Source organism: Nitrospirillum pindoramense, from assembly GCF_007827955.1.
Taxonomy (GTDB): Bacteria; Pseudomonadota; Alphaproteobacteria; order Azospirillales; family Azospirillaceae; genus Nitrospirillum; species Nitrospirillum amazonense_B.
Genome location: NZ_VITR01000001.1, coordinates 453,794 through 472,531 on the forward strand (window position 1 = coordinate 453,794; position 18,738 = coordinate 472,531).

Sequence of the window (18,738 nt, forward strand, 5' to 3'; positions counted from 1 at the left end):
AACAGGGAGAGCGATCATGGATGGCTGGCAGCGTCGATACCGCGTGAGCAACGGCCCGGGTGGCCTGGGCCTGAGTTGCACAACCGAGGGCTTGGCCCTGGCCGGCGTGTCCCTGCTGGCCAAGGGCGTCGGCGGCTTCCAGGCCCGCCCGGCGGCCGAGGTGGCGGTGTTGCTCAAGCGCGCCTATGCCGGTGGGGAACCCGCTGCCGCCGCGCTGCCGGCCCTGGCCAAGATCGCTGACGCGCTGAACCGCGGTGATCTGGCCCAAGCCATGATCCGCGCCGTGCATCTACGCCTGCCTGAATTGGATTGGGACGCCGCCGTCCGGTTGGCGCGGGCCAACGACAACTTGGCGAAGTACAGCCCTGACCAGGCGCGGGATGATCATGGGCGCTGGACGGATGACGGCGAGACATCGCAGGAGCCCGTCAAGGCTGAACAGCCAGCATCAGCGCGGCGCGATGTGCCGAATAAACCGTCTGCCATGCCGGAAGACAGGGGTTCGCAAGGCATGCAGAAAAAATGCGGTCAATTTTTCGTTGATGAAAAAGGAATTCTCAGCCCATCGGCCGCCAAGAAATTATTTGAGGAAGAGTTGGCGGCGATGCTGAGGTCTGGAGCCCTTTCGAAAGAAGAAGTAGAAGATAGCATCCGAAATCACAGATTTATTTTCCGCCCAATCTTCGCAGCGTACGCGGAACATATGGGAGAACCGTTGCCCGCAGTGTCAATGGAGGTCGCTCGGCGATTAGCAGGTGGCCTGACGAACGGATTTGTTCCCGGTGGACTAACTAACCCGGCCACCAACACGACAGAAATTTATATGTCGGCAGCGGCCCCGGCTATAATACCGGGGTTGGGAAAGACTGATGCCAGAAGAACCATGCAGTTTGTGCTTCGCCACGAGTTGTTTCATCAGAAAGGCTGTGGCACCTGCAAGCCCGCCGACGAATGCTGTGCGGACTCGTTCGCGATCTCCAATATGCCGGCCATGCAGAAATGAATAAAATGCTAGGGAGAATAATTAAAATAGCGGCCATATTTACTGGCGTATTGTCTTTTCTGACAATAATATTTCTATATTATATAATAACGGCCGATTTCACAGGGGTCTTTGTGGAGGATGCTGATCAGGCGGCCTCAGCGTTGGCTTACGCATACCTTGAGTATGACACAGGAGAAGTCTATGTCTCCATAAATGGCCATGATCCGGATGAGGTGATAAATCAGATTATCAAGAATAAGAACATTAAGATACACAACCTAAGTGAAATCCCGGAATGCAACGTTCCAGATGAGCGCGATCAAGCTCCATCATGCGGTGGCAGGCATATACTGCGTGCCAGATTCATCGACGCGCCCGCAAAGTACGTTGCAATCGTCGGCCTAACGACGGAGGCATGCGGCGGGGGAGGCACCTCGGTGAAAATTGCCGGTAGGTGGTTCTTGCTGAAACATTCTGTGCATTGCTGCCGCATGAGTGTTGTCCCCCTATACTCGCAATCCTGAGGCCCACAGCCGATCTTCAACCGTAATTGGCCCAGCCTGTCGCCGCAGTATCCAGGACACCTCATCGGCCATCGTGGCGACCGCGGCCCGCAGTTCCGATGGGCTGGGCGGCACGTCAATGATGCCGCTGGCGATCTCGAACGGCGGCAGGGAGGTACCTGTCCTGGAGGTTGGCGCCCCAGCGGCGGGCGCGCCCCCCGGAAAGTCCGGGCTGGTGGGGACGGGGGCGATTGGCCAAGTGTCCATAGGATGCGCCTCCTCCGGTCGCGTCAGTGCATGGCCGCCAAGGGCGGGATGGCGGGCGGGGCGGGCGGCAGGGCCGCCGCCGGCAATATCGCGGGCTCCAGCGGGGCGGGGACGGTGGCCGCGCCCGCGCGCTTGGCCCGGGCGTGCAGCACGCTGCAGGCGCCGATCAGAAACAGAACGGTCCAGGTCTTGGGGCTGACATAGGCGCCGGACGCCTGGCCCAGCACCGCCCAGGACAGCCAGCACATCGGCACCGCGGGCACGCCCAACGCGCGCAGCCAGCCGCTGATGGCCAGGATCATGATGATCCCGCCGCACAGGCCCAGATAAACCCAGTGCAGGAAGAAATAGTTGATCAGCACCTCGTTGGGCTCGGGGATGTTCCACAGCGGGCTGAACGCGCCGGAGCGCAGGAAGACGTCGGCGATGTTGTCGCTGACCAGCTGTTCCCCCGTCAGGCCCACGCCCAGGATGGGATGGTGCTTCACCACGTCCACGGCCACCAGGAAGGGGCCGATGACGCGATAGAAGAAGCTCTCATCGTTGCCCGAGGCGATCTCATGCAGGCGGTTGGCGTAGACGGTGCTGCCCAGGATGGCGAAGGCGGCGATGGCCAGGATGCCCACCACCCCCAGCTTGATGATGCGCATGGCGGCGGACTGGCCGGGGTCGTCACTGGGCCCCAACTCATACAACGCCAGCAGCAGCACCAGCAGCAGCAGGGTGGGGCCGGGCATGGCCACCATGGCGGCACCCGTCATGGCCAGGTAGCCCAGGCGCTTGTGCTTCCAGTCGCTGGTCAGCAGCCAGGAAAAGGCGAACAGGGTATAGGCGAAGGTGACGGCCGACGGCTCGGTGGTGAACAGCTTGGGCCGCACCTTGCCGTACAGCAGCTCATCCCGGATGTCGGACTCATAGATGCCCTGGTGGTAGATGGCCAGGCGCACGGCGTCGCTGATGCGGTTCAGGCCGGCATAGCTTTCCAGCAGGGTGCCGATGACGATGGTGATGATGAACACCAGCATGAGGCGGGAGAAGGCTGCGGCGCCCGCCTCCACCACCGTCAGGAACAGCGCGTAGGAAATGACCAGCGAGTACATCATCTGCAACAGGCCGGTGGTGCGCTTGGACAGCAGGTCCAGGCCCGGCGCGTAGAGGATGGAGGCCAGCAGCAGCAGGGTCACGCCCAGGAAGGCAGCCAGGCCGGTGGGGGAGATGCTGTGCCGCCGGCGCCAGAGCAGCATGAGCCCGGAGATGCCGGCGATGGCCGCCGGAAAGGGGATGCTGGCGGTGATCTGGATGGAAAAGCCGGTGTAGATGCCCAGCAGGAAAATCACCAGCAGGACCCAATCGGCCCGCGCCATGCCCCGCCCGGGCGCCCCCATCCCCCTATCCAGATACCAAGCGGGCTGCGGCGCCCATGCGCCGATTTCAGGGGCCGTCCACTGGGTCGCAAGGGTCATCACTCTGCCTCAGGGCTTGGTGGCTGTGGTGGCGGGGCCGGTTGTGGGGTTCTTGGCCGAAAGTCTCTCAGGGCCGGTATCGGGGCGGGCCGTTGCCGCCGATGGCCACCAGGGCGCCGGGCGGATAGGGCCGGAGCGGCGGTGGCGCCGGGATGGGGGCGGGCGCCGTCTTGCGCTTATGGGCCTCGGCATGCAGCACGCTGCAGGCGGCGATCAACATCAGCACGGTCCAGGTCTTGGGGCTGACATAGGCGCCGGAGGCCTGGCCCAGGATGGTCCAGCCCAGCCAGCAGAGCGTCAGGGCATGCACCCCCAGGCTGCGCAGCCAGCCGCTGATGGCCAGCATCACCACCGCGCCGCCGCAGAGGCCGAGATAGACCCAGTGCAGCCAGAAGTAATTCGTCATGACCTCGTTGGGCTCGGGAATGTTCCAGAGCGGGGAGAACGAGCCGGACTTGAGGAACACCGTGGCGATGGTGTCGGCGATCATCTGCTCGCCCGTCAGCCCGATGCCCAGGATGGGATGATGCTTCACCACCTCCAGCGTCACCAGGAAGGGGCCGATCACGCGATAGAAGAAGCTCTCGTCATCGCCGTTGGCGATATTGTCCAGCCGCGCCGCGTAGACCGAGCTGGCGATGATGGCGAAGGCGATCAGGGCCAGGGCGGCGACGGCGCCGATCTTGATCAGGCGCACGCTGAGCAGCGGGGCCGGCCCATCGTCGCCCTTGGGCACCATCTCGTGCAGGCCCAGCAGCAACAGCATCAGCAGCAGGGTGGGGCCGGGCATGGCCATCATGGCGGCCGTCATCATGGCGAGATAGCCCAGGCGCTTGTGGCGCCAGCTGCTGGTCAGCAGCCAGCAGAAGGAAAACAGGGTGTAGGAGAAGGTGACGGCCGACGGTTCCGACGTGAACAGCTTGGGCCGCACCTTGCCATACAGCAGTTCATCCCGCAGGTCGGCGTCATAGACACCGGAGGTGTAGATTTTCTGCCGCACGGCGTCGCTGATGGCTGCCAGCCCGGCATAGGTTTCCAGCAGGGTGCCGACGATGATGGTCAGGATGAACACCAGCATGAGGCGGGAAAAGGCCGCTGCCCCCGCCTCCACCACCGTCAGGAACAGGGCGTAGGAGATGGCCAGCGAATAGACCATCTGCAACAGGCCGGTGGTGCGCTTGGACAACAGGTCCAGGCCCGGCGCGTAGAGGATGGAGGCCAGCAGCAGCAGGGTCACGCCCAGGAAGGCGGCCAGGCCGGCGGCCGAGATGCCATGCCGGCGGCGCCAGAGCAGGATGACGCCGGTGATGCCGGAAATGGCGGCGGGGAAGGGGACGGTGGGGGTGATCTGGATGGCGAAGCCGGTGTAGATGCCCAGCAGGAAGCCCACCAGCAACACCCAGTCCACCACCCCCAGCGGATGCCGCCGCGCGGCGCTGTCGTGGGGAATGGCGCCGTATCCCGCCCATTCGGTCCAGGTCGTCATGCCGCGCCGATGGCCGTCAGCAACTGCGGCCCCCTGCTGGTCCAATGGAAGCTGTCGCGGCAGGCACGATAGGCGGCGTTCTGCAGGTTGTTCAGGCGGTCCAGGTCGTCGATGGACTGCACCACGCCCATGGCCAGATCCTCGTGCCCCGGATACAGCAGGATGCTCTCCTCCTGCTCCAGCGGCACGCCCGCCACCGAGCCCTTGAGGGCCAGGATGGGCAGGCGGTTGAAGACATAGTCCAGCACCTTCAGCTTGAAGCCGCCGCCGTTGCGCTCCGGCACCAGGGCGATGCGGGCGGCGTCCATGTGGCGGCGCACGTCGTCCACCGTGCCGGTGAAGCGGGTGGCCAGAACCCGCTTGCGCATGCTGGCCAGGAAGGTGGCGTCGCCGCTGCCAACCACCTCCAGCTCCACGCCGTTGGCGGCGAAAATGGCATCGGCCACGCTGATGAACTCTTCGAGGTTCATGCGCTTGGCGATCCAGTCGAAGCTGCCGACGATGACGGCGCGACGGGGCAGGTCGCGGCTGATGGGCTTTTTCTCGCGCTCCGTCGCGCGATAGCCGGGCGTCAGCACCGCGATGGATTTGTCCGGCCAGCGTTCGCGGTAGAGGTCCGCGTCGTCCGGGGTGATGGCGGTGACCAGGTCCGCCTCTTTCACGATGGCGCGTTCCAGATGCGTCACCTTGGCGGCGTCGAAGCGCATGGCCTGGTGCTTCAGCGGGTTGGACTGATTCTGCGCCAGCTGGGCCCGCAGCGACTCCTCATGATTGTGGGAGACGTAGACCAGCTTTGGCCGGTTGTGGGGATTGGGGAACTGGCGTTTGAAATCCGCCAGCGCCCAGCCGGACCCCACCCCGTCGATCACCACGCTGTCCCAGGGACCCGAGGCCAGCAAGCGCCGCAGCCGGGCGTGCATGTCCGGCGTGCCGCAGCGGTGCGCGATGTTGGGCAGGGGGGAGCGCAGGCTGCTCCAGCGCGAGCGGGGCTTGTGCTCCGCCAGATGCCAGTCGATGGCGCCGTCGCCCGGCGTCTCCCGCGCGCCGTCGGCGCGCTTGCCGTCGGGCCGGCTCAGCCCCAGCACCGCCATGTCGGCGCCCGCTTGCGCCAGGCTGCCGATCAATCCCCCGGAATAGATGAACTGTCCGTTATGGGGCGGATCGGGGTCGGCCAGCGTGATCCAGAGGCAGCGCATCGGCTACGTCCCTTCTATCGTGATCGGTCATCAACGCCTTGATCAAAAAGCGTTTTCAGTAGGCGTTCTTGGTGAAGATGCTGCTGGTGATGGTGCGGGCGATGATTTTCAGGTCGCCCAGCACGGTCCACGTCTCGATGTAGCGCAGGTCGTGCTCAACCCGCTTCACGATGTGCTCCACCGTGCTGGTCTCGCCCCGCCAGCCGCTGACCTGGGCCAGGCCGGTGATGCCCGGCTTCATACGGTGGCGGCTGTCATAGTGGGCGACGGCGTCGCGGTACAGCAGGCCGCCGGCCTTGGCGGATTGGGCGTGGGGGCGGGGGCCGACGATGGACATCTCGCCGCGCAGCACGTTGATGAACTGCGGCAGCTCATCCAGGCTGGTGCGGCGCAGGATGCGGCCCAGACGGGTGATGCGGGGGTCGTTGCGCTGCGCCAGCTTCTCGGCGTTCGCGTCCGCCATGTGATGGTACATGGAGCGGAACTTGTACACCTCGATCAGCTGGTTGTTATAGCCGTGGCGCTTCTGCTTGAAGAGGATGGGGCCCTTGCTCTCCAGTTTGATGGCCACGGCGATGGCCAGCATGATGGGGGCGATCATGACCAGGATGACGGCGGCCAGCACCCGGTCCTCTATCGTCTTGGCGATGGCGCGCCAGCCGGTCAGGGGATGGCGCAGCAGGTCCAGCATCGGTGGCTCGTCGCCCGTGGCACGGCCGTGGACGGCCACCGTGTCCAGGCTGATGGCCACGTCAACCGGCGCCTGGTTCAGCACATGCAGCGCCTTGACCAGGACGGGATTTTCGCCCGATAGGGGCATGGCCAGGATGACCCGGTCGACCCGGCCGGCGCGGATTTCGCCAAGCAGCGCGTCAAGGCCGCCGAGGATGGGGTAGCCGACGCAGAAGCGGGCATGACTGGCGCGGTTGTCGTCGTAAACGCCCACGACGTGGCGGTCATCACGCGGCGTGGCGCGGTAGTGGCGCAGCAGGCGCTGGCCCTCCGGACCGGTGCCCACGACCGCGATGTTCTGGGTCAGTCGGCCGGTACGGTGCCAGGTGCCGACCGCCAGGCCGGCAGCCAGGCGACCCATCGCCAGCCCGCCCAGGGCCAGCAATGACCAGATCGCCAGCCAGTTGGTCATGGACGGATCGAAGGCGCCCAGGAGGTGGAGCAGGGCGACCAGGCCGCCGGCGGTCAGGGCCCAGGCCGAAGCCAGCGGCAGCAGGCTGTCGGCGGGCTTGCGCAAGCGGTCCAGCCGCCGCGCGCCGGTCCAGCGCAGGGCGGCCATGCCCAGCATCAGGCCGACGATCAGCACCAGGCCGAACAGGGGCCGGGCCACGGTGCCGTCCGCCAGGGTGTATGCGGCCGCGCCGGTGGCCAGGATGGCCAGGGCGTCCAGCGCGGCGGCGGTGCCGGTGATGACCTCCGGCGCCAGCGGGCGACCGCTACGCGGGGGCTGCGTCATCGCGGCGGGAAGGCCCACCGGATGGTCGCGCAGGGTGATGAGGGGGGTGGAAAGGGCTTCGGACAGGGCTGGGGGCATGGGACGGGTTCCTGAATGCGGCGACCGGTGGCGATGGCCGCCCACGCATGTGCGGCGGCTGGCCAAAGGAGGCTGATCGACAGCCGAGTTCGCCCAGATCAGGCCATGCCCCACCTAAGAAGTCCTGTGACCAAGCTGGGACTTGCTCGCAGGTGCGGCAATCACGCCCAGTCATATCCCGATCAGGTGGTGCCCATAAGGCTGGAGATTATTTCGGAAGCGAAGTTCTGCGGACTCTGATGGCGGATATAGTTCGCCGCCGCTTCCTGGTCGAAATAACTCCGGGTGTCGCTTTCCGATAGATATTCTATGCCTTTGGAGAGGGTGTCGCTGTTGGTGGTGTCCAGCGCCAGGCCCAGACGATGGGTGCGGGCCAGACAGCCCAGCAGGCCCAGATCCTGGGTCAGGACCGGCTTGCCCGCTTGCGCCGCCCACAGCAGCACGCCGCTGGACCCGACGAAGCGCTGGTAGGGGGCCAGCACGACGGAGGTTTCCTTGATCAGGGCGTTGATCTCGCCGCTGGTCAGCCGCCTGTCCTCCAGATGGATCCACAGGTCGGGCTGCTCCCGGTGTACCCGGTCCAGGGCGGCGTACACCCGCTCCCGCAGCGCGGGATCGACCTTGCCGGCGATCATGACGCCCACCTTGGACGCCGCGTCCGCTGGCAGCCGGCACAAGGCGTCCAGCAGGGACAGCACGCCCTTGCGCTCGCTCAGGAATCCGAACAGCAACAGGGTGACGCGGTCGGTGGGCATGCTGTCGGCCAGCCTCCGCTCCTCTGGCTTCTCGTTCACGAAGGGATGGACCGGGTCCACCACCGTCCGCACCTTGCCGCCCTGGGTGTAGCGATCATGGGCGAAGGTGGGAAAATAGGGGTCCAGGGACAGGACGCGGTGCACCGCGGCATTGCGCAGCATCAGGGGGTAGAGCAGGGCCTTGCGCGCGTCGCGCATCCATTCCTTCAGGCTGGGTTCATAGCTTCCCAGCGCCCGGTAATGGACCGATGGCCGGAACAGGACGCCGCACAACCGTCGGCCCCGCGCTCCCAGCGACAGGGCCAGCGGCAGGGTCAGATGATCCAACGACAGGAAATGTCCGGCCTCGGACCCCGTGCGCTCCAGATAGCGGCGCATGACCCACCAGCGGGCGAAGCCGCGCACCGGCAGCAGGGGGTGGCGGCACAGCGCCTGTTCCGAGGGCTCCAGGGGCAGGATCCGCACGCGGTCCTGGCGGCCGGCGGCATCATCGGCCGACAACTCGTCGTACAGCTCGCGGGCCACCACGAACGAAACCCGGTAGTTCCGCCGGTCGGCGACGGCGAAGTGCATCAGGTGCTTCAGCCATTCGCAGGGGTGCCCCTCCGCGTCCGGCTCGAAAATCACGAAGGAGCGGGGGCTGTCCGCGAGCGGAACCGCCCGCGCCCCCGCGGTAACCTTATTTGGCATAGAGCGCATCCAGTCGCCGCACCAACCCCCCCAGGACATGGGACCGGGAATAATGCTGTTCGACGAAACGCCGCCCCCGCGCGCCCAGTTCCCGGCGCAGCGGCGCGTCACGGACCAGGCGCAGGACAGCGTCGGTGAAGGCTTCGGTATCGTGGGGCGGCACGCAGACGAAGGCGCCGCTGCGCTCCTGCAAATGCCACAGGGGGCTGTGCGGCTTGGCGGTGGTGACGAAGGGTCGGCCCACGGCCATGATGTTGAAGATCTTCGACGGGATGGCGAAGGCGGCGGCGTCGGGCTCCTGCGGCACCAAATGTATGTCGCCCTCGCTCAGGCCCTGGCGCAGCTGGTCCGGCGGCAGCAGGCCGGTGACGCGCACGCGGCGCAGGGCCCGGGCGGCGATCTCTTCTTCCAGGGCGGGGCGCATGGCGCCGCTGCCCCGCAGGATGATCTCCACGTCATCGGTGCGGCGCTGCAACTCCTCCGCCATGGACAGGACCTGCCCCAGGCCCTGCTTCAGGCCGAAATTGCCGCTGTACAACAGGCGGGCGGCGATCTTGGGCGCTGGAATGATGGTTGGGCTGTCGTTGGCTGGAACCCTCGGCGCTTCGGGATACAGCCGGTCGGTGTCGACCCAGATGGGCACGACCTCGATGTCCTGCGTCACGCCCAGGTCCCGCAATTGCTCCGCCATGTGGTCGGTCAGCACCACGATCAGGTCGACGCGGTTGAGGACGGTGCGTTCGCACCAGCGCATGGCCTTCACCAGGCCGCCGCTGGACACCATGTTCAGCCCCTTGGCCATGCCGGATTGGATGTCGTGGATGATGGCGACATGGCGGCCGTCGCGCTGGCGCACCAGACAGCCCAGGGCGACCGTCAGGATGGACGGGCAGAGGCTGATGACCAGCGGCTTGGGCTTCAGCCGGCCGGAGGCGCGGGCCCACAATCCCGCCAGCAGGAAACTGGCCTCCGCCAGGATGCGGGCCTTGGCGGAGCCCTTGCGCGGGATCATGGCCCGCAGGCGCTCCACCCGCACCCCATTCATGACCTCGTGCCCGCCCTTGAAGTCCCGGTACTGGGTGAAGACCTCATTGCCCGGGTAGTAGGGCAGGCCGGTGAACACCGTGGTCTCGCACCCCTTCTGGGTTAGCCATTCCGCCAGGTCGGCGCACTGGGGGGCGGAGCCGATCAGTTCCGGGGAATAGGCGCGGGTCAAAAGGGCCGCCTGGGGGGAGGGGATGGAGGAAGGAGGAAGATCCATCCCCCTTGCCCCCTCGGGCGGCAAGTCACGCAGGGCCTCTCGCTCCATGGGGCTATCCTTAACCGAAGTGGCCTTGACCAGGCGTGGCTCAGCCGAAGTGATCGGCCAGGGGACGGGCGTAGTCGTAGTTCAGCGGCCCGTAGCCGTACTGGCGGTAGCGCCGCGGATCGACGCGGGACATGATCACGCCGGCCAGGTCGCACTGCACCTCCACCAGTTGGCGCAGGGCCTGCAACGCGGCGTTGCGGCGGGTGTGGTCCCAACGCACGGTGAACAGCACCTTGTCCACCATCCGCGACATGGCCAGCACCTCCGCGCCCACCAGGACCGGGGCCGTGTCGATCAGCACCAGGTCGTAGTTCTTGGCGAAGGTCTGCAACAGGATCCGCATCCGGTCGGATGTCAGCATGCGGGTGTCCTTGGAGGTCCAGTGCCCGGCGGTGATCAGCTCCAACCCCGACAGGGTGTCGTGGTGGATGCAGTCGTCCAGCACGACGCTGTCATCGGTCAGCAGCGAGGCCAGGCCGTACTTGTTGGACACGTTGAACAGCTTGTGCTGGGACGGGGAGCGCCAGTCGCAGTCGATGATCAGGATGCGCCGGCCATGGCTGGCCAGCAGCCGGCCCAGGGCGGCGATGATGACGCTCTTGCCCTCGCCGGGGGCGGCGGAGGACAGCAATACGGTGCGCGGGCTGTACTCCATCTCCGACAGTTCCAGCGCGATGTGGATCTTGCGCAGGGTCTCGGCGAAGGGGGATACGGGCTCGCGCAGCACCTGGGCGGTGGGCGATTTGCCCTTCACCTCCGGCACCAGGGCCACCACCGGGACGCCGGTGGCGCTCTCGATCTGGCTGCCTTGGCGGAAGGTCTGGTCCGCCTCCTCCATCAGCAGGGCGATCAGCATGCCGGCCACGGCGCCGACCAGGGTGCCGAGCAGCAGGATCAGGGCCTTGGGCGGATAGCTGGCGGCCACCGGCGGCGTGGCGCGGGAGATGACGCGGGCGTCCGGCGCCTCCAGCTGCTGGCGGCCGATCAGGCGCTTCTCTTCCGTCAGCATGGTTTCCAGCAGATGCCGGTTGACGGCGGCGTCGCGTTCCATCGCCTCCAGGTGGATGGCGTTCTGGTTGTCGGCGCCCAGGGAGCCCTTGGCCTCGTTGAAGTCGCGCAGCACAGCCTGATAGCGGGCGTTGGCGGTGCGGGCCACGTTCTGCAGGCCGTTGATGATGCCCTGCATCTCCGCCCTGATCTTGCGCTGGGCGTCGGCGATCTGGGCCTTGGCGTCGGTGACCTGCGGATGCTTGTCGCCATAGGTGGCGGACAGCTGGGCCAGGCGCTGCTCGGCGGCGGCCTGCTGCTGCTTCAGCGACTGGATCAGGGGATTGTTCAGCACCTCCGGCACGCTGTCGCCGGTGATGCCCTGGCGCATCAGGTTCTGGGCGTCGTTCAGGTGGGCCTCGGCGTCGGCCTTGGCGGTCTGGGCGGTGATCAGCTGGGTGTTCAGCTCCGTCAGGCGCTGGCCCATGATGCCGGTGCCGTTCTGCTGATCGTACAGGCCGTATTGCTTGCGATAATCCTCGATGGCCTTCTCGCTGTCCTCCACCTGGTGGCGGAGGTCGGCGATGCGGCTTTCCATGTATTCTTCCACCCGACTGGCGGTCCCGACCTTCACGTCGCGCTGCTCCGCCAGATAGGCGTCGGCGACGGCGTTGGCCACCAGGGAGGACGTGTCCGGGTTGCGCGTGGTGGCGGATATCTTCAGCACGTCCGTCCGGCCGACCGTGGCGATGTCCAGCTTGGACACCAGGATGTCGACCGTGCGGTTGTTGATGATGGCCGCCATGCGCGACTGTTCTTCCGGCGTCTCCGGCGCCCTGGCCTTGGGCTTGGCCAGCCATTCCGCGACGCTGGCCGGCAGCAGGCGGGCCCAGGCGGGCACCTGCGGCGCCGCCGTCTTGGCGTCCGGGTTGAACTCGGGGTCATCGTTCAGATGCAGCCGGTCGACCACCTTCTGGGCCAACTCCCGCGACTGGGCGACCAGTCCCTCGCTCTGCACGCGCTCGGCGTTGAAGGTGATCGAGGCGATCGTGGGGCCGATGCCCTCCATCGACGGCTGGGGCACGCCCACCAGCACCCGCGCCTCGGAGGTGTAGCGCGACGGCATGCTCCAGCCCACGATGCCGGCCAGAAGGGCGGCGCCCACGGTGCAGGCCAGCACCAGGCGGCGGTGCGCCCAGATCTTGCGGTAGGTGTCCAACACGTCCCGCTGCTGCTGTTGCGGCGGCGGCATGTAAATGGGGCGGGGGGCCGGCGGGGCGGCGGTGAGGCGCCGGGGGAGGATGGGACCACCACCCAGGGCGCGGGGCTGCTCGGGCAAAGTCATCAGAAATAGCGCTCCCGGACTGTGATGACGTCACCGGGCTGGACCGGCGTCGTCGGTTCGGCGTCGACCTGGGTTTTGCTGCCGTCCTTGGCGGTGCGCTGCAGACGGAAATCATCCTCGCGGGCGCGGTAGGTGAAGCCGCCGGCCAGCGCCACGGCGTTCAGCACCGTCATGCCCGAGACATAGGCATAGCTGCCGGGGGTCTTGACCTCGCCCAGGATGTAGAAGGGCCGATAGCTCAGCACTTCCACGCTCACATGGGGGTTCTTGATGTAATTGGGCGACAGGCTGCTCTCTAGCGACTTGCCCAGCTGGGCCGCGGTCAGCGAGCCGGCATGCACCTGCCCCACCAGGGGGAAGGACAGGGTGCCGCTGCCGTCCACGGCGTATTCGCCTGACAGATCCTGCTGGCCGAAAACGGTGATGCGCACCCGGTCACCGGGGCCCAGCTGATAGTCAGCGGCGGCCACGCCGCCCGGCGCCGGGGCGCCGGGACGTCCGGTGGTGTCGGTGTTGGCGACGACGTTGGCGCTGGTGGCGGCGGCGTTCGGTGCCGGCGGCGGAGCGTCGTTCTGGGCGCGGGCCATGACGGGAAGCACCAGGGCGGCGGCCATGACGGTGACGACCGCCAGCCTGGATGCCGATTGGGACGCCAATGGGGGCACCAGCCGGTGGGGGTATTGGGAGATGAGGCTGGAAGGCAGCATTCCGGCACCTTCTGCTTGATGGGAGACCGTCTGGCGCCAGGGCGCCAGGTTCTCTCATCCGTTGGTTTACCTGGTGACGGCCCGTTTCTCGCCGGGCCCACACGATGGTTTTATCAAACACGGGAGGCGGCGGTTGTGATCAAACGAGGGCCGCCCCCGCATGTGCTGTGATCGCCGATGGATACAGCCAGTATTGGCTTACATATGGAAGGTCAGTCCGACCAATATGTTGTGATCGGCGTAGCCGATTCCGGTGCCGTTAGATGACCGGACTTGGTAGTTATAGCGCACGTTGATGGCGGTCATTTGGTTTAGCATGTATTTTCCGCCGAGGCCGATGCCGTAGACATCATCTGTTCGGCCTATATTCTGGAAATCGTCAGACTCATGGCTTAGCTGCAGGTGCAGGATGAGGTTGCGCAGCAATTCATGATCCGCGGCCACGGTTTCCTTCGTGGCGAAGTAGCCGGCGGCCCCCACCACGATGGTTTCGTCGATATCGCGGGTGATTTCACCGGTCACGGTGGTCAGCGGCGTCACGTTCCAGGTGATCTTGGCGCCGCCCGTCGGGGCGGAGAAGGTGCCCAGGCGCGGGTCGTCATAATCCTGCGAGCGATAACCGGCCAACAGGTCGACGGAGGTGATGCCCGTTAGGTTGTACTTGCCGCCGACCAGGACGGTGTAGCCGTTGGAATTGCGGTTGAAGCCGCTCATGTCCGACGCGCTGTCGTAATTGCGCGTGTTGTAGGCGCCCTTCACGTACAGCTCGTACAGGCCCTGGATGGTGTAGCCGGTGCGGACGCTGACCTCGTTCTCATCGTGGTTCTGCCGTTCCCACATGATGGTCCGGCCATCGAAGGTCTTGGCGTTGGCGAAGTCATAGCGGTTGTAGCTGTCGCCCAGCTCGACGAACAGGTTGCCGAATTCCTTGTGTCCCACCACGTTGGCCGATGCCTGGTTGTATTCGGTGGGGTCGGCCTGGCCGACGATGTTGTTGGGCGAGGTGCGGGGCAGGTGCCACAGGCTGTAGTCGGTGCCGCCGGCGATCCAGGCGTCATGGTAAACTTCCAGCCGGCCGTCCGCGCCGATGTCATAGTTGGCGTAGTTTTCGCGGCTGTGCTGGGCGTACCAGTCGATGTCGCCGCTGGCGTGCAGGTTCAACTGGTGCACGTTCCAGTTGGACTTCAGCTCCAGCTTGGGCTGCAGCACCGTGATCAGGTCGCTGGTGTCGTGGCCTTGCGTCGCATAGATGTTGCTGTCGAACACCTCATCCAACGTGACGCTGGGGTACAGGATGAAGCCGCCCATCCGGATGCCCGTGGGGTCGTATTCCGGGTGTTGGCGGGTCGCCACCGTCTCATCCGGCGATGTGTCGGTCTGCGCACCGGCCGGCAGGACCAGGCCGGCCGCCAGGGCCAGACCGGCCCCGGTCGCCAGCAGGCGATGCTTCAGGCCGGCCCCGGCTGGGGTTCCCGATAACGGGAAGCCCGTCGCCGGGGTGAGAGGGCGTCGGTGGTGTGAAGGCATTGGATTTGACCTCGGGCTTGGCGCGTTGCCCTTGCGGGACCGCGTCTTGGTTTAAAAACGGGTTGCCCCCCGTTCCCCGCCCGCTTGCGCGTTCGAAGTGGCCCCCTGCTCCCGTACATTCGGAAGGGGGCCGCGCTTACGCGCGGCCGTAGGTGTCGGACAGACGCACGATGTCGTCCTCGCCCAGATAGGCGCCGGATTGCACTTCGATCAGGTGCAGGGGCAGCTTGCCGGGGTTCTCCAGGCGGTGCTCCATGCCGATGGGGATGTGAACGGACTCGTTCTCGCGCACCAGGCGGTTTTCGCCGTCCCGCTGCACCAGTGCCGTACCCTGGACGACGATCCAGTGCTCCGCCCGGTGGTGATGCTTTTGCAGGCTGAGGCGGGCGCCCGGCTTCACCATGATGCGCTTCACCTGGAAGCGATAGCCGATATCCACGGCGCGGTAATAGCCCCACGGGCGATACACCGTGGTGTGGTGCGTTTCTTCCGACCGGTTGCGGCGGCGCAGTTGCTCCACCACCTTGCCCACGTTCTTGGCGTGGGCGGCGTCGGCGACCAGCACCGCGTCATCGGTGGCGACGATCACCAGATCCTTCACCCCGATGGCGGCCACCAGGCGCCCGTCGGAATGGACGTAGCTGTTGGTCACGTCCTGCAGGATGACGTCGCCCTGCTCGACATTGCCGTCGTCGTCCTTATGGCTGACGTCCCAGAGCGAACGCCAGGAACCGACGTCGCACCAGGCCATCTCCACCGGGATGACGGCCGCCTTGTCGGTATGCTCCATGACGGCATGATCGATGGACAGCGCGGCGGCGGCGGTGAAGCAGCCCTCGTCCAGACGGAAGAAGCCGTTGTCCTCCTTGCCCGCGGCGATAGCCTCGCGCACGGCGGTGACCATGTCCGGCTGCAGGCGTTCCAGTTCCGCGATGTACTGGCGGGCGGACATGAGGAAGATGCCGCTGTTCCAAAGATAGGTGCCGCTGGCCAGGTATTTCTCCGCCGTTTCGGCGTTGGGCTTCTCGGCGAAATGCTCGACCGCGCGGACGCCGTCGACACCGGGCAGCGGGGCGCCGGTGCGGATGTAGCCGTATCCCGTCTCCGGCTTGTCCGGAACGACGCCGAAGGTGACCAGATGGCCCGCCTGGGCGGCCGGAACGCCCTTGGCGACCGCCAGGTAGAAATCAGGCAAGGAGCCGATCAGGTGGTCGCAGGGCTGCGCCAGCATCAGCGCGTCCGGGTCGCGGTCCATCAGCCACAGCGCGACGGCGGCAATGGCCGGGGCGGTGTTGCGGGCGGCGCTTTCCAGGATGATGGTCTGGGGCTGGATCCCCATGCCGTGCAACTGTTCATGGATCATGAACCGATGCTCTTCATTGCAGATGACCACCGGGTCGGCGAAGCCGGCGTCGCCCAGGCTGCGCGCCGCGGTCTCCTGCAACAGCGTGCGGTCAGAGGTCAGCGCCAGGAACTGCTTGGGGTGGATCGCCCGGGAGAGGGGCCACAGCCGGGTGCCGGCGCCGCCGGACAGAAGAACCGGATGGATTTGCGTGGTCCGCAGGGCTCGGGTGGACACGCGCTCCGTCACGTCATGCATTTTATGACCGCTCCGCTTCAGGGTGGGAACATTTGACCGTGACGCTACGGGTCGGGCCCGATGCGGGCCAGTGACCAAGCCGTGGCCGGGTGTTCCGGGCCGATCAGGAGGGGACGAGCCGCGCGCCATGGTCCGCGCCCAAAAAGGGTGGACCGTCCGCCCCGCCCCTCTTGGACGGGTGCGGCGGCGAGTGGCGCAAACGAAAGCGCCGCCCGGTGAGGGGCGGCGCTGCACGGTATCGGCGATGTACTTGGGTGTCAGGTCGCGTCCGCAGCCAGGGGGGGGAGGTCCCGTGCCTCCAGCCGCGCCAGCAGGTGGGCCAGGCGGTCCGCCTCCGCCTGCACCGCGCCGTGAGGGGCCCACGCCGGCAGATCAGGACGGGCCGTTGGCGGCGAGACACGTACGTGGACCAGGTTGGTGGTCTCATTGGGATCATTGCGCAGATCGTACATTTCCCATTCCTGCGGCACGCGCTCCTGGGGATCGCAATAGCGCGCCAGCTTGAAATCGGCGGTACGCACACAGCGGACATGGTTGGGCTGGCGGACCGGGCCCGGCGTCAGGTCGGGAACGGGGCCTTTGCCGTGCCACCCATGGCGCACGGCGGCGACCGTGGCGTCGTAGATGGCGAATTGGCCATAGGACGCCGTTTCGTGCGGATCGCCAATGGGCGGCAGCGGTTCCGTGATCTCATCATCCGTGATGAACAGCACCCCCTGGCGGGGCGTGCCGTCCGGCTCCATCACCACGTCCGTCCTGCCATGGATCAGGGGGGCCAGGTTGGCGCCCGGCAGGGGTGGGAAGGGCCCACGCGTGGCGGCCAGCCGGCTGGCCACCTCCGCCTGATCCACCTTGGCCAGGCCCAGGATGGTGGGCAGGATGTCGATGTGGCTGGTCACCTGGTCCAATTGGCGCAGGCCGCCGTGAACATGGGTGGAGGGTGGAAACTGCACCACCACGGGGACGTGCAGCGCCTCCTGGTAGGCGGTATGCCACTTCTCGATCATCATGCCGTGGGCACCGGCATACTCGCCATGGTCGGCGAGGAAGACGACGATGGTGTTTTCCGCGAGGCCGGACTCCTCCAGCGTGCTCAGCACGCGGTCGATTTGCGTGTCGACCAGGGAGTGCAGATAAGCGTAAAGCTGGATGAAATCCTGGGCCGACGTGGCGGGATCGGACGTCAGCTGGAAGGGGATGCAGCTTTTCAGCGTGGTGGCCAGGGCCGCGTCCAGCTTGTCCGTCGGCGCAACACCCGCGAAATTGTAGCCAATCTTGGCCGACAGGGCCAAACCCATCTTGTACGCATAGTCGTGTTGGCAGGACGGCTTCGTCGACAGATCCTCCGCCAGGGTGGGCGGGTTGTGGGCGCAGTCCTGCGGAAAGCCCAGAGGGTTCAGGGCGACCTGGAAGGTGCCGCCCGTGGGTGGGGGCGTGCGGTCGCCCTGCTGGGGCACCGTCAGGGGGCCAAAGGGCGACTGGGTGCCGGTCCGGGTTTGGCCGTCGGACGGCAGGGCCTGGGAGATCACCGCCGGATATGTCGCGATGTCGTGCGGGTTGGCGAAGGAGGCGACGGCGAACCAGGGGCGGGCGTTCGACGCGTCCGGCGCCGGCTGGTTGGGCGCCTTCTCGCTCTTGATCGCGGCGGCGCGGTCATAATCCAGGCCCAGCGCCTTGCGGCGCAGGAAATTGCACACGGAATCGGCGAAACCGATGTCGCGATAGGTGCCCAGATTGTTGGGTGAGGCGCCATGCGGCTCCGGATAGGACTCCTCCCAATCGTCGAAGCCGTAGGCCTCAAGGCTGTGGTCCGGCGGGTTGCTCACATGCCATTTGCCGAAGTAATGGGTGCTGTAGCCGGCGGCCCGCATCCAACTGCCCAGGGTGGGGATGCCGTCGGCCGCCAGCCAGGGGAAGTTGGCGGCGTCGCCGCTCTTGAACAGGCCATCGGTCTGCGTCACACCGGTGCGCGTGCCGTACTGGCCGGTATAGATCGTGGCGCGGCTGGGCGTGCAGGCGCTGGCGGCGATGGTGTGATTGCGCAGCACCACCGCGTTGTGGCGCAAGCGCAGCAGCCCGGGGAAGAACTTGGCGTAGGGATCGTCCGGCCCCACCGTTCCTTGGAAGCCGAGGATACGCTTAAGGGCCTCGGCGAAGCCGCCCTCGGGGCCATAGGAGAAGCGGGGAAAGCGATACTGGTCGGTGGTGACCAGCAGGATGTTGGGGCTCGTGGTCATGGCGAATGCGTCCCTCCCGTTGTGGCGACCGTTCACCCGGGACAGCTTGCGCAATGCAACCTGTGCGAGCCTATGTCGCGTTGCAGACTATATGGGCGAGAAATCATTCAGCCAAGCGCTATTCTTTTAAGAATT

13 protein-coding genes are annotated in these 18,738 nt (G+C 66.3%); 2 read left to right on the forward strand and 11 right to left on the reverse strand.

Annotated elements, in window-relative coordinates:
* Positions 1-16 precede the first annotated feature (16 nt).
* The gene (locus FBZ90_RS01850) at positions 17-1,003 is read left to right on the forward strand and encodes a hypothetical protein (protein ID WP_145729319.1); all 987 of its coding nucleotides are present in this window, start codon (positions 17-19) and stop codon (positions 1,001-1,003) included.
* A complete protein-coding gene (locus tag FBZ90_RS01855) occupies positions 1,000-1,509 on the forward strand; it encodes a hypothetical protein (protein ID WP_145729320.1) in 510 nt (169 codons plus the stop codon). The genes FBZ90_RS01850 and FBZ90_RS01855 overlap by 4 nt, the downstream gene beginning before the upstream one ends.
* Positions 1,510-1,778: 269 nt before the next feature.
* Here FBZ90_RS01855 and FBZ90_RS01860 read toward each other — a convergent pair whose 3' ends face one another.
* The 11 genes from FBZ90_RS01860 to FBZ90_RS01910 form a co-directional block, all read right to left on the reverse strand.
* Complete coding sequence (locus FBZ90_RS01860) at positions 1,779-3,140, reverse strand: hypothetical protein (protein WP_145729321.1); 1,362 nt, start codon at positions 3,138-3,140, stop codon at positions 1,779-1,781.
* Between the two features lie 145 nt (positions 3,141-3,285).
* Positions 3,286-4,704 carry a hypothetical protein gene (locus tag FBZ90_RS01865; protein WP_145729322.1) on the reverse strand — a complete coding sequence of 473 codons (1,419 nt, stop codon included), beginning with the start codon at positions 4,702-4,704 and terminating at the stop codon, positions 3,286-3,288.
* Positions 4,701-5,900: a glycosyltransferase gene (locus FBZ90_RS01870; protein WP_145729323.1), complete on the reverse strand. Its 1,200-nt coding sequence runs from the start codon at positions 5,898-5,900 to the stop codon at positions 4,701-4,703. Before FBZ90_RS01870 ends, FBZ90_RS01865 begins: the two co-directional genes overlap by 4 nt.
* 55 nt (positions 5,901-5,955) lie before the next feature.
* The gene (locus FBZ90_RS01875) at positions 5,956-7,446 is read right to left on the reverse strand and encodes an undecaprenyl-phosphate glucose phosphotransferase (RefSeq protein WP_145729324.1); all 1,491 of its coding nucleotides are present in this window, start codon (positions 7,444-7,446) and stop codon (positions 5,956-5,958) included.
* Positions 7,447-7,628: 182 nt separating this feature from the next.
* Positions 7,629-8,891, reverse strand: a complete 1,263-nt coding sequence (locus tag FBZ90_RS01880) for a glycosyltransferase (RefSeq protein ID WP_186455552.1) — start codon at positions 8,889-8,891, stop codon at positions 7,629-7,631.
* Entirely contained in the window at positions 8,881-10,152 is a 1,272-nt protein-coding gene (locus FBZ90_RS01885) for a glycosyltransferase (RefSeq protein ID WP_186455553.1), read from the reverse strand. Before FBZ90_RS01885 ends, FBZ90_RS01880 begins: the two co-directional genes overlap by 11 nt.
* Positions 10,153-10,240: 88 nt before the next feature.
* Entirely contained in the window at positions 10,241-12,532 is a 2,292-nt protein-coding gene (locus FBZ90_RS01890) for a GumC family protein (RefSeq protein WP_145729327.1), read from the reverse strand.
* Entirely contained in the window at positions 12,532-13,239 is a 708-nt protein-coding gene (locus tag FBZ90_RS01895) for a polysaccharide biosynthesis/export family protein (RefSeq protein ID WP_145729328.1), read from the reverse strand. Before FBZ90_RS01895 ends, FBZ90_RS01890 begins: the two co-directional genes overlap by 1 nt.
* 198 nt (positions 13,240-13,437) lie before the next feature.
* On the reverse strand, positions 13,438-14,766 hold the full coding sequence (locus tag FBZ90_RS01900; protein WP_145729329.1) for an outer membrane beta-barrel protein: 1,329 nt from the start codon (positions 14,764-14,766) through the stop codon (positions 13,438-13,440).
* Positions 14,767-14,902: 136 nt separating this feature from the next.
* Positions 14,903-16,366 carry a mannose-1-phosphate guanylyltransferase/mannose-6-phosphate isomerase gene (locus tag FBZ90_RS01905; RefSeq protein ID WP_145729330.1) on the reverse strand — a complete coding sequence of 488 codons (1,464 nt, stop codon included), beginning with the start codon at positions 16,364-16,366 and terminating at the stop codon, positions 14,903-14,905.
* Positions 16,367-16,623: 257 nt separating this feature from the next.
* The gene (locus FBZ90_RS01910) at positions 16,624-18,603 is read right to left on the reverse strand and encodes a sulfatase-like hydrolase/transferase (RefSeq protein WP_145729331.1); all 1,980 of its coding nucleotides are present in this window, start codon (positions 18,601-18,603) and stop codon (positions 16,624-16,626) included.
* Positions 18,604-18,738 lie beyond the last annotated feature (135 nt).